This is a genomic window from Embleya scabrispora DSM 41855, assembly GCF_000372745.1.
GTDB lineage: Bacteria > Actinomycetota > Actinomycetes > Streptomycetales > Streptomycetaceae > Embleya > Embleya scabrispora.
The window spans coordinates 60,820-73,148 of record NZ_KB889668.1 but is presented as its reverse complement, the minus strand read 5'-3'; the positions used below and the strand labels follow the sequence as shown (position 1 = coordinate 73,148).

The following is a 12,329-nucleotide window of genomic DNA, read 5'->3' as shown; positions in this document are numbered from 1 at the left end:
ACACCGCGCGGACGCGACGTGCCGCCGAGGCGGCGACGGGAACGGATGGTGTGGTACTACTCCTCGCGCGCCGAACGCTCACGCGTCAACGCCGGGATCCCGCGGACGAGCCGGCCGAGCAGATCCAGGAAGACGGCGCGCTCCTCGGGATCGAGCGCGCCCACCATCTCCTGCAACCGGCCGAAGTGCTCCGGGGCCAACTCGCGCATCCTGCGCGCACCCCGGGCGGTCAGCACCACCACGGCCGAGCGGCCGTCCTCGGCGGACGGTCGGCGAAGCACCAGACCCTCCCGCTCCAAACCGCCGATCAATCCCGTCACGGTGGCCCGGGACACACCCAGAACGTCCGCCAGCCCCGAAGGGGACATCTCCCCGTCGGCGTCCTCCAACGCGGCCAGCAACCGGTAGCGCCCGGCGGACAGACCGAACCGGGAAAAGTGCACCTCGACCGCCTGGCCGAGCCGCGCCCCCGCCGCCATCAACCGCACCGCGACCAACACCGCCTGCGGGTCGACATCGAGCCCGTAGCGCCGGATCTGGTACGCCGCCTGGTCGAGCGTGGGGGTGTCCTCAGGCATCGGTTCGTGTTCCACGACATTTAGTATGGCCCCTAACCACCTCGCCGGTCAACATGCCGAACCGAAAGCGGGCCACGCTCCAAGTCGCTTCCATGTGCCTTCCATGACTCCCCGGCGAGAGTTCTTCCAGGACGACGAAGACCGCCTCCCGGGCCGACGGTTCGCTCACGAATCGCTCGACCCGGACCACCGCCTCACCGGGAGACCTCCATGAACGTCAAGAAGTTCACCACCACCCTGGCCGCGCTCGGCGGCCTGTTCATCGTCTACATCGGAATCGCCTACCTGATCGCCCCGCAGTCGAGCGCGTCCGGGTTCGGGCTGCCGAGTCGGCCCGAGCACGAGGGCACCGCGTTCCTGGCCGTCAAGGGCATGCGGGACCTGGGCACCGGGCTGGTCGTCTTCGCGCTCCTGCTGACCGGTCACCGGCGGGCGCTGGGGTGGGCGATGGCGGCCATCTCCTTCATACCCGCCGGCGACATGGTGATCGTGCTGAGCAACGAGGGCTCGACCGGCAAGGCCCTCGGCATCCACGGCCTCACCGCCGTCCTGGTCGCACTCACCGCCGGCCTGCTGCTGCGTGAGCGCCCGGCGGCCCCGGTGCCGGCTTCGGCGACCGCACCCGCCGCCGTGACCCGGGTCCCCGCCCCCGCCGCGCGTTGACCCGCTCCGCCGCCCCCGCCCCCGATCCGCTCAGTCGGCGGGGGCCAGGCGGCCTGTTCCCATCGGCAACCACGTGAGCCCGAAGTCGTCGTCGGCACCGCCGCTCGCGCCGATCTCGACCAGCGCACCGCGGCGGATCGGCACATGGAACGGAGTCTCCGCCGGGACCCGCGAGGTGTCCCGGTTGTCCGACGTGAAGATCTGCGCGTACTCCGCGGTGCCCACCCTGATCGTGGCCGGCGCCGCGCCGGCCTTCGCCCGCACGTGACCGACCAGGATCCCGTCCGTTTCGGCCCGCAGGCGCAGCGCCGGGCCCGATCGCGGCGGGTCCAGCCGCTGATCTGCGCCGATCATCCGCACGTGGCGCCGAGCGGCGAGATCCCGCACCCGCAGGTGCGGCCGGAAGACGGTCACGGTGGTGGTGAGCACCCGCTCGGCGGTACCGCCGGGCAGGGTCGCGGCGAGCCGGAAGGTCGTGGTGTCGTGCAGCGGCGGCGAGTCCCACTCCTTGACCGCACTGACATCGCACTCGCCCCGCAGGCCCCAGCGCATCGTGTAGACGGCCGGCGAACCCTGCCAGGTGAGCCTGACGCACGAACCGTTGGCGACGTGGATCGCACTCGGGGCGAAGTAGCGGAAGGCGAAGTCGGCGGGAAACTTGGGGACGCCGAGCTCCGCCGTCCGGGCGACCCAGTTCGTGCCGTCGGCGCTGGTCTCCTCGGTGACGGTCAGCACCGTCCCGCCGAGCGCCGCGTTGACCGCGACGGCGCCGAGTTCGAGGGTCAATGGCGTGACCCCGGCCAGCCAACCCCTGGCCGCGTTCGGAGTCGCGGTGAACACGGCCGAGCCGCTCGGGGTGGAGCGGGCGATCGTCCAGCCGCCGCCCTGATCCTGGTGTCCGCCGCCCTGGACCGGTGGTGTGACGATCGAGGCCGGATCGGCGGTGAGCGCGCCGGCTCCCGTGCCCGTCGGTATCCCGAGACTGATCCGCCGGCAGTACGCGGGGGCCATGCCACCGCGGGCGACCAGACGCAGCGTGGCCGGCGCACCGACCCGGATCGGATCCGGGTCGGTGGTGAGTGCGTACGCGAGCAGCGGTTCGGCTCCGACCCTCATCGCGACATCACCTCGAACCCGCCGGTGCCCTGCGGCAGCCAGACCAGGTCGAGGGTGTCCCCGCTCTGTCCGCCGAAGTACAGCAGCACCTCGGCGTCCTGCGGCACCGGCACGCTGATCGGGGTCTCCCGGGGTGGCGTCGCCGCCGGGTTCTCCGAGCTGAAGCGCATCGTGTACTCGTTCGCGCCGGCCCGGTACACGGTGGCGGCCAGGGTCGAACTCGGCGCGCCGCTGCGGCCGGAGAGATATCCGACCAGCGTTCCGTCGGTGGCGGCTCGGTAGTACTGCGAGGTCCCGGACGCCGGCAGGGGGAACTGCTGTCTCGGGCCCTGGAGTTGGGTGATGCCATTGACATCGAGATTGCCCACGAGCAGGTTCGGCTCGGTGACGGTGACCGCCGTGGTGAGCGCGTACGTACGGCGACCGGCACCCTCGCCGTCGACGGCGACGAGCATGAAACCCGTGGTGTGGTACAGCTTCTTCGAAGGCCACGAGCTGCGCGCGGTGACGTCCTCGGATCCGCCGTCCCAGTACATCGTGTACTTCGGGCCTCGGCTGCGCTCCCAACGCAGCATGACGGTCTCGCCGTTGCGGACCGTGGCGTCGTCGGGGCGGAAGTTGGCGAAGGTGAAGTCCGCCGGCCACTTGTCGATCGGGAATCGGGTCGTGCGCCGTGTGGTCTCGTCGTCCTCCTTGGGCGAGGTCCACTCGTCGACCACGATCTCGGCGGTGCCGACCTCCTCGTTGACGTGGAAGTCGTACAGGATCATCGTGACCGCGAAATCGCCGTCCGCGTAGACCCCGCGCCGGTTGGTGAAGGAGACGGTCGCGATGCCGCCGACCAGGCTCGCCTCGGCGCTCCACCCCTGGTCCGGCGGCGTCTCGTAGTCCGTGCCGTCCTTGATCGACGCGACGGCGGTGGTGGTCAGTTCGCTCGCGCCGGGGCCGTGCGGGATGGCGATGTCGATCCGGTCCAGGTACACCGGCGCCTCGGCCCGGCCGCGGACGGTCAGTTCGAGGGCGAGGAGTTGCGGCTTCTTCGGGGTGCTGACGTTGACCACCGAGGGCACCGGGGCCAGCGTCAGGGTCAGCGCGGTGTCCTCGAACGCGGCGTATCGCCTCACGTGAGTTCCTCCTCGTCGGCGGCCTGGGCCGGTTGCAGGAGCAGATAGCCGGCACGCGCGTGCGGCACCGGGTCGTCGGGGTGCGGAACCGCGTCCGCGGCCAGGATCGCCCGCTCCTGCCAGTCGCCGTCCACCGCCGACAGCGGCTCGGCCCAGGTCCACGTGCCATGCCAGGCGGCCGGCCGGATCATCACCAACATCTCCTCCGGCAGCGGCTGTTCGTCACCGAAGGTGCCGATCCGCGCGTACCGGCCGCCGCTCGGCCGAGCGGGTTCGATGGCCGGGATCCGGGTCGGCGCCAGCAGCGGGTTGAGCCGGAACGCGGCACGAATGCGCAGCAGGGCCTGGTGCACCAGATCGGCGGGCAGTTCCAGATCGGTCACCGGGAGGATGTCCGTGGTGGCGTGGATCGGGTTGTGCGGGTCGGCCAGGATGGTGAGGTAGTGCGAGACGGCCTCACCCTCGGTGGGGCGGGCCGGTAGTTCCAGGCCCGCGCCGTTGCCGATCTCGACCAGGTAGGGATCCCGGACCGCGGCCTCCACGACATGCAGGCTGCTGTAGTCGGTCCGGCCCCCGGGCCCCTCGGCGCTCGCGTAGTAGCCGATCAGCCCGTCGGTGAGCCGGTCTGGATCGCCCAGCCGGATCGGCCACCTGTAGTCGGGGTACACCTCGTCCGACCCACCGAGCGCGTACCGCCAACCCGGGTTGCTCAACGGGTCGCCGCGCAGCTCGACGTCCAGCCGCATGCGGTACAGCGCGACCGGCCGGCCGACCAGTCGGGCGGGCGCGCGGTCGTCCTGAGCGGCGGTGTCGGTCATGCCCTCGACGCCCTGGTCGATCGTGGCCAGCAGCGCCGTGAACGGGCCCACCGGACCGACCAGTTCACGGACGAATTCGGCCAGGTTCGGGTGTTCGCGCCCGAAATCCTCGTCGCTCTCGTCGTGGTATGGCGACGACGGCAGCGGGGTCCACATGGTCTCCGTGGTGTCCCCGCCGGTGCGCACGATCCGCAGTTCGCCGAAAGCCTCTCCGTCCGGCCCGTACACGAGCAGGTTGTCGTCGAGCCGGTTGATCAGCACCCAGCCGACGAGCGGGCCGGCCGGGTCGCCGACGCGAGCAGCGCTCCCGGCGGGCGCCTCGGCGTCGTCGCGACCGGACACCGTACGCATCCGCACCCGTGCGTCCTGGAGCAACCTGGGCGGCAGTTGGGCGAAGCGGTCCGGTGCCTCGATGCCCTCCTCCAGCGGACCGCTGGGCAGCGTGCTGGGGGTGGGCACCAGTTCCAATTGGAGATGCCCGTCCCCCAGCGTGTTGGCGATCACGGCCGAGCGGCCGAATCGGTCGACGATCCGCAGATCGCGGAAGTAGAACTGGCCCGCGCGCACCGGTTGGAAGCGAAAGTCGACGTCGACGTCGCCCGGCAATCCGGGCGACGCGACGTGCCCGGCCTCCCCGGTGAGTCGGGCCACCGCCGCCGGGGTGGCGTTGCGCGCGCCGATGTCGCGCATGAGCAGCGTCTCGTTGAAGCCGTCCAGGGTCTGCGCGAGCACATCCAACTCGGCGTAGGTGTCGCGCAGGGTGCGCAGGCTCGACAGTTCCGCCGGGCTGCCGCCGTAGGTGTCGAGCAGCCGGTCGATCTGCTTGGCCAGTACGTACGGCGCGCTCGGGGTAAGGAAGGTCCGCGCGGTGAAGGGGATCCACTCCGGCCCGTCCTCGCCGTTGCCCGGATTGGCGCCGGATCCCTCCCACTTGTAACTGCTGCCCTCGAAGGTCCAGTTCCGGGAGCCGTCCTCCTCCTGGTACGGGATGGGGTGATAGCGCAGGTCCCATTCCAGGTACATCGGCAGCCAGGGCTGGCGCCACACCGCGGCGTACTCGCCGAGGACACCGCGCACGTTCCCGGCCTGCCTGGCCAGGGCCATGGCGAGTGCGCTGCCCCCGTCCGGATCGCCGGTGGCCGGCACTCGCGCGGCCCGGTCCAGCAGGGTGAATTCGGCCAGCAGCGCCCCGGCGGGCCCGGGCAGGCCGGCGACCTCGATCGGGCCGGGATCGGGCAGGTCGAGCGGCGGCAGCACGACGTCTCGCGTGTCGATCCATTCACCGTTCACCCGCAGTGAGGTCAGCAACCCGGACTCCGTGCGGCACGGCAGCGGGTTGTCGGGGTCGCGGGTGAGCGGGTCCTTGACGCCCGCACCGGTGATCAGCACGACGGGATCGCCGGTGCGGTGGAAGGGCGGCTCGGCGACGCGGCGCAGTTCCAGGTCGGGGGCCAAGCGGTGATCGTCGGCGAACCGGTCGATGTCCGCCTGCATCTGTTCGGAGGTGATGCCCTGCGGGATGTACTCGCGCAGTTCAATCAGTTCGGCGTCGAGGGCGGCGGCGCGCGCGGCCGGCGTACCCGCGATCTCCGGGTTGAGCTGTTCCGCGGCGGCCTCGTCGAAGCCCTCGGGGTGCTCTCCGGGCAGGCCCTTGAGCCACCACAGCGTGCGCAACCGTTCCTGGACGTGTGCGAGTTCGCGACCGGCCGCGTCGTGGCGCCGCTGCTGCGCATTGAGTTCGGTCAGCCACGGCGGGGTTCCGGTGGGTGCGGCCCGGGCGGGTTCGGGACTGTCGGTGGGCCTGGGCACGATCTGCCAGGTGTAGCCGGACGCGGATACGGAGAACCAGGCGCGGCGGGTGATCTCGTCCAGATCCTCGCCGCCGCCCGCCTGGTCCAGGCCGTCGATGGTGCCGTTGTACAGGGCCTTGATCAGTTCGCCGGTTCGGCCACAGCGGGACTGGCGCGCGGCGATCTCGCCGAGCGCGTCGGCGGTGCTGTGTCCGACGGCGACCGGGAGTTGCTCCGGACGGGCGGGCATATCGTCCTCGGGCGACCAGTCGTAGTAGGTCCACGGGATGCCCAGGGCGGTGCCGGCGTAGATCGAGCGCTGTGGGCCGGCGGGCGGGGTCTGCTCCTCCGGGAGGTCGGTGTAGCCGGGCAGCGCCCAACCCAGGGCGCGCAACAGGTCGTCGGTGCCGTTCGCGCCGGGCGGGAGCAGGCCGGGAATTGTGCGGGCGCGGAGCAGGAAGTCGGCGGTGTCGGTGGTGTACCAGCCGAGCACGAAGTAGCTCAGGGTGGTGGTGGCGGGCACGTTCCGCTCGATCAGGTCGGTGAGCGGGTCGTGGAACGAGAACACGTTCTGGTGATAGGGCTGGAAGCCGGCGAAGGCGGGCAACCCGGGGCCGATCGCGGTCAAAAACGGCTTGACCGGGGCCGGTTCGGTCCAGCCGCCCGTGCGCAGATCGTGCGCCCGCCCGATCCAGTCCTCGCGGAGTTCACCGGGTTCTCCGGGCTTCTCGGACAAGTACGGACAGGTGCCTCGTTTGCCGGTGCCGTGGGCGTGCTGGAGGTGGTCGCTCTGGATCAGCCAGGCCGCCGCCCGGGTCTGGCCCGCGCCGGGTCGCGGCGAGGGCACCGTGTGGTGGCGGACCACCAGCCAGCGATTGGGCACCAGCGGGAACGTGGTCTCGCCGGTCTCGGGGTCGTAGTGGCCGGAGGTCAGCGCCTCGGGCAGCTGCCACTGCACGTGCACGCCGAACGCAACACCCGTGGTGCCCTTGCCGGGTTCCGGCTCGGCGGCCTTCCGCTTCTTCAACATGTCGTCGAAGTTGGGCTGCCAGCGAGCGAAGGCGTTGCTCTCCTTGACCGTCTCGTTCACCACCAGGGCATGCACCCGGACGGGGACGATCAGGTCGGGATCGGTGTCCGTCATCGCAGGCTCCCGGTGGTCGTGGCGGGCGGGGCGGGCGGGACAGGCCCGGTGCTTCCGGCGGCCGGGAAGGCCGGCCCCCTGGGGACGAGCCGCTGGCGGACCGGCGAGTTGATCAACTGCACGGCGAACTGCGACGGCGTCAGATCCTCCAGCTCGAACGCGCCGGCCAGGCCGGGCACGAGGCCGTCGACGCCGAACAGGCGCAGGACGTCGCGTTCACCCCCGTCGGGGCGGTAGCGCAGGTACTTGCTGAACACCGTGTCGCCGTCGGGGTGGTCGGGGTCCGGGAAGTACTCGCCGGTGGATCCGCCGAGCGGGTCCTCGACCCCGTCGAGGCTGCGCAGGCCGATCCGGTCACCGATGTCGATGCCGAAGTGGATGCCCTGGCCGGGCTCGCGGATCTCGATCACGTCCGGCACGTCCTGGAACAGGTAGAGGAGGATGTTCGAGGTCAGGCGCTCCTGACGCAACTCGGCGATCGGCGTGTCCGCGGCGGTCTTCGCCACCAGCGGGAAATCCGGCCATGCCTTGACCAGTTCGGAGTTGATCAACAATCCGGCGCCGGGCACGAGTTCGCTGCGCCGGCTGCGGGAGACCACGGCGCGCAGGTGCGTATCCACGTCGCGGTCCAGCGTGGTGTGCAGGCCGACGTCGCTCGCGCCGGCCAGGACCGCGTCCAGCCAGCGCTCGTCGATCCGGAACATCCGCATCGACTCGGGCGGCAACATCCTCGGGTCCGGCACCAGGTAACAGAACGGGATGCCGCGCAGCAGGCCCAATTCGTCCAGCCAGGCGGGCATGTCGCCGGTGTTCCGCGCGGCCGTGCTGCGCAGCAGGGACACCGAGCGCTCCTCGGCGAGCAGTGCACGGCCCTCGGCACGGTTCAGCCGTCGGCGGCCGGCCACGCGCGGTGCCGGGCCCGGCTCGACCGGTTCGGTCAGCGCGGCGGCCAGGGATCGGCCGCCGTCCGAAGCGAGTTCGTGCAGGGCGGCCAGGCCACGGCCGGTGTCGGGATCGGTCCGGGCGCGGGCCGGGTCGGCGCCCATCGCCCGCAAGGTGGCCGCTCGGTTGGCCAGTTCGCGGCGTGCGCGGGTGAGCTGGGCCGAGTAGTCCGGATCGGCGAGTGCGATCGTGCGGCCGAGCGTCCAGGCCGCCGCGTAGCTGACGTCGAACAGGCCGTGATCCTGCTCGTAGATCAATGCGTGGTCGGCCGTCGTGTACCCGCGTCCGCCCACCTGATCCGGCACCTCCGGAGCGGTGACCGGAGTGGCCGGGCCCCGGTACCACGCGTAGGTGAGTTCGCCGGAGAGGGTCTGGAACGGCACCGGCGCATAGCCCAGTTCGAGCCGGGCCCGGGCGTACCGCTCCGCATCGTCCTGGGGTTGTCCCTTCGGCGGGTTGATCCGCAGCGCGAGATCCTCCGGGTGGCCGGACCAACTCGGCTCGACCAGGTGACGGAGCATCTCCGGGATGTCGAGGGCGTTGGTGAGGTCGGTGGTGAACGCCCAGGAGGACAGCGACACCAGGCGCAGCGCGCGATGGGTTCCGGGAGCGCCCGGGGCGAGTTGGGCCTCGTAGCCTTCGAGCGAGACCAGATGCGCGGTATAGCGGCCGGCTTCGCGCGGAAAACGATTGGCCGTGACGACCGCGTACTTGCCCTCCATCAGGAATTCCCCGTCGGCGCGTTGCACCGGACGAGCCACGTCACGCATGTGCGCGAGGTAGTACATCTCCTCCTGGTGTGGCGCCACCCGACGAAAGACCTCACGCGGCACGTCGATGGTGGCGCACGTGCTCGCGGCGATGCCGGGAGTGATCCCCTTCGGCTTGAGGATGGGGCCGATCACGTCCGTCTCGACCGGCTCGATCAGTTCGGCGACGGTGTGCGGCTTGGTGTCTCCCGTGGCCGCCGGGTCGTCGGGCAGTTCGCCCTCGCGGAAGACCAACAGGGCGACCCAGGGAGCCCGGGCGCGCGAGCGGGCGCCGGTGAGCGGCCGTTCCCACGGCAGGATCGCCCGATCGAGGGTGATGTGCGGCAGCACCGCGTCGTAGCGGCCACTGGACCCGGCGGGCGGGTAGAACGCATGCACGGACGTCTCGTGCAGCGTGAAGCGGGCCGCGCGGATCTCGAACTTCTGCTCGGCGGCGGGCAGCGGTTCGGTGTCGACGCGGGTCCCGTCCGCCTCTTCGAGCAGGTGCTCGGCGCGCACGGTGTACACGCCCGGGTCGGCGCGCGGGACGAGGTAGTCGTGGAAGGTGACGTCGAGTCGGGGCGGCTTGTTCGGTTCGAAGGCTTCGGGCACGCGGCTCACCTCGCTGCGATCGGCACGGACAGGGTGTCGCCGGACTGTGCGGCGGTCGTGGTCAGCGGCGGGTCGACCATGATGCGGCCGACCAGGCGGGCGTACTCGGTCAGTTCGCCGTCGGTGTCCTTCTCGGGCGCGGCGCCCAGGCGGGTCAGCGCGTCGTATACGGCACTTCGCCGGATGGCGGTGGTCGACGTGGCGAGCGTGTCGACGATCTTGCGGACGCTGTTCGGGTCGGGGAGCGGGGCGGGCCCCTTGGCTGCGGCGTCGCGCAGCGGGGTGTAGCCGTCGTCCTGCGGCTCGATGTCGAGCGCGGCCGAGGTGACCGGGCCCAGACCGGGGCTCAGATCGGGGCCGGGCACCTCGACGTGCAGGCCGGTGAACAGGCCCGGTTCCAGGCCGGGTTCCGTAGGCGAGGGCTTGGTCACCGGTTTGCCCCACATCGCCTGGGGCAGGTCGCGGTGGATGACCTTCAGCTTCCAGATCTCCGGATCAGGGGTGAACTCCAGGTCGTCGAGGTCGATCGTGACGATGTGCTCGGAGGTCAGTCCGGCCTTGCCCATCGGCCGAATGTTCACCTTCTCGTCGGCGGTGGCGAACACCTCGCCGTTGAGCCGGATCACCGACGCCGGTACCGCCGCCTCGGTGGAGAAGGCGAACCCGTCGGAGGAGACCAACAGCGGCTCCTTCGCTGCGCTGCGCGCCTCGCTCTCCGACTCGTCCACGTCCAGCAGCAGGCCCTTTTCCGGCTTGGCCCGGATCGGCGACGGCAGTTGCATCCGGAACTCGCTCCACGGCACCGGCGGAGCGCCCTTGCGCGCCGAACCGAAGTCGAAGCCGAACGAGATGAACCAGACCTTGACACTGACATGACCGCCGAGCGGCGGCGTCCACAGTTGCAGGTCGATCCCCACCTCGATGGAGACCCGGATCTTGACGATCACCTTGATGGTGAAGGCGACGCCGATCGAGATGCCCATCGCGATGTCGAGGTAGAACGGCTTCCACTGGATCAGCGCGTCCAGATGCGCGGTGAACCACGCGCTGAGCAGTCCCTTCTCATAGCGGGCGGCCAGCGCGCCGCCGAACATGATCGCGCCCGGGGTGAGCGCGGTGTAGCCCTGTGCCTGGATCACCACCCGGCTGCACGGATTCCAGCGGAAGCCGAGCCGGGTGGGCGTGGGGTAGTAGTCGGGTCGGGCGAACTGCGGGTGATAGCCGCCGATGCTGATCACGAAGTCGCCGCCGCGATCGCCGCCGGTCCACACGCACAGCGCGATCCCACCGGTCAGCTCGCAGGCCGGGTCGAAGAAGAACGAGCCGGGCGCGACCGCGACATCCAGGCTGATCAGGTGCTGGTCGGACAGGTACGCCAGGCGCAGGTCGATGTTCAACCGCGCGTGCACCCGGCCGCCGACGTCGGCGTTCTTCGGGAAGGTGATCGAGGTGCGGCCCAGCAGCATCAGGTTGAGTCGGTTGCCGAACTCGACGAGCGCGAGCGCCTTGGTCTCGATGAAGCGGAAGGACGTGAACTGCACGCCGATCGCAGCCCAGTACGAGCCGTCCTCGGGCCGGATCCACCCGGTCTTCCCGGCCAGGTCGTCCAGCATCTTCATCGGTGTCGGCGGCTCGGGGGTCGGGTCCTCGGGTGTCGCCGGCGCCTTGTCCAGGCGGGAGACCAGCGGGAAGACGGGCAGTTGACTCGCGGCGGGCGGCTTGATGGTGCTGTTGATGCCGAATCCGGCGGAGAGCCCGGTGACGGTGAACGGTGGCGGCCCGAACAACGATCGGCCGCCCGCGAGCAGCGCCTCGACGTACAGGAAGACCGAGTTGAATTTTTCGGTGGCACGAAAGAACCCACCCGCGCCCAGGACTTCGACGGCGGGCGTGGTCACCTTGACCAGGCCGACCAGCCCGCCCGCGAGCATGTCGTCCCGGGCGCCGGCCCAGCGCAGGGCGGCCATGATCTGCATCGGTGGACTGACGCGGGTGATGTCGAGCCCGGCACCCATGAGTTGCGGCTGCGGGATGAAGCCGCCCTTGAGCGGGATGACGATGCCGAGGCCGTCCAACTGGAAGGTGAAGCCCGAGACCCGGAACTCGCCGACCAGGAAGATCCGCAACCCCTGCTTGTCCCGGACCCGCCGGACGGCGGCGATCTCGACCGGGCCGAAGGACACCGGCAGGCCGGGGACCCGGATGTCCTTGTCCGGCTCGGGTGGCTTGGGCGGCTTGGGATCCTTCGGCACCAACGAAATCGCCAGCGCGGGCAGTTCGCCGCCGTTGACCCACCAGCTCAGCACTGCGGTGAACTTCTCCGGCCAGGCGTGCTCGGTGGCGATGTTGGGGATCGGGAACATCGTCTCGGTGGCGCCGTATCCGCGCAACACCGTGTTGAGCTGCTGCACCTCGTCCACGTTGATCGGGCGGGAGACGTAGACGATCCGCAGGGCCGGGAAGACGAACGCGCCCTTGGGGATGCTCTCGCCGATCAGGGTCAGCCCGGAGGCGTCGAAGCCGATCCGGACGTCGAGCACGGCCGCCTTCAGCGAAGCGTTCCCCACGCGGTTGGTCTTGATGAACACCATGTCCACCGGGCTGGCCTGACCGGGCTGGTCGTAGCCGGGCGAGCGGGCGGTGTAGAGCCTCTCGCCGACCGGAAGGTCGGTGTACTGGAACACGTTCTCCAGGAACGGGACCAGCTCGTCCGGGAGTTCCACCATCGGTTCCTCGATGGCGTTGAACATGTCGAGCAACGTGACGGGTTCGGCGGCAAGGGACACGGAGCCT

General features: G+C 70.6%; 7 protein-coding genes. 1 reads left to right on the top strand and 6 read right to left on the bottom strand.

Features of this window, described 5'->3' with window-relative positions; translation table 11 throughout:
• Positions 1-56 precede the first annotated feature (56 nt).
• On the bottom strand, positions 57-578 hold the full coding sequence (locus A3IC_RS0121810) for a MarR family winged helix-turn-helix transcriptional regulator (protein ID WP_040876985.1): 522 nt from the start codon (positions 576-578) through the stop codon (positions 57-59).
• Positions 579-788: 210 nt separating this feature from the next.
• Here A3IC_RS0121810 and A3IC_RS0121805 point away from each other — a divergent pair, with 210 nt between their 5' ends.
• A complete protein-coding gene (locus A3IC_RS0121805; RefSeq protein WP_020552179.1) occupies positions 789-1,241 on the top strand; it encodes a DUF4267 domain-containing protein in 453 nt (150 codons plus the stop codon).
• Positions 1,242-1,271: 30 nt separating this feature from the next.
• On the opposite strand, the gene A3IC_RS0121800 is transcribed toward A3IC_RS0121805, so the two are convergent.
• Genes A3IC_RS0121800 through A3IC_RS68840 form a run of 5 tightly spaced genes read right to left on the bottom strand, consistent with a single transcriptional unit; the run spans position 1,272 to position 12,322 of the window.
• On the bottom strand, positions 1,272-2,357 hold the full coding sequence (locus tag A3IC_RS0121800) for a hypothetical protein (RefSeq protein ID WP_020552178.1): 1,086 nt from the start codon (positions 2,355-2,357) through the stop codon (positions 1,272-1,274).
• Positions 2,354-3,481 (bottom strand): hypothetical protein, encoded by a 1,128-nt coding sequence (locus A3IC_RS0121795; protein ID WP_020552177.1) that lies wholly within the window; start codon positions 3,479-3,481, stop codon positions 2,354-2,356. The genes A3IC_RS0121800 and A3IC_RS0121795 overlap by 4 nt, the downstream gene beginning before the upstream one ends.
• A complete protein-coding gene (locus tag A3IC_RS0121790; protein ID WP_020552176.1) occupies positions 3,478-7,233 on the bottom strand; it encodes a hypothetical protein in 3,756 nt (1,251 codons plus the stop codon). The genes A3IC_RS0121795 and A3IC_RS0121790 overlap by 4 nt, the downstream gene beginning before the upstream one ends.
• Positions 7,230-9,536, bottom strand: a complete 2,307-nt coding sequence (locus tag A3IC_RS55755; RefSeq protein WP_158696048.1) for a hypothetical protein — start codon at positions 9,534-9,536, stop codon at positions 7,230-7,232. Before A3IC_RS55755 ends, A3IC_RS0121790 begins: the two co-directional genes overlap by 4 nt.
• A 5-nt stretch (positions 9,537-9,541) precedes the next feature.
• Positions 9,542-12,322 carry a DUF6603 domain-containing protein gene (locus tag A3IC_RS68840; RefSeq protein WP_158696047.1) on the bottom strand — a complete coding sequence of 927 codons (2,781 nt, stop codon included), beginning with the start codon at positions 12,320-12,322 and terminating at the stop codon, positions 9,542-9,544.
• Positions 12,323-12,329 lie beyond the last annotated feature (7 nt).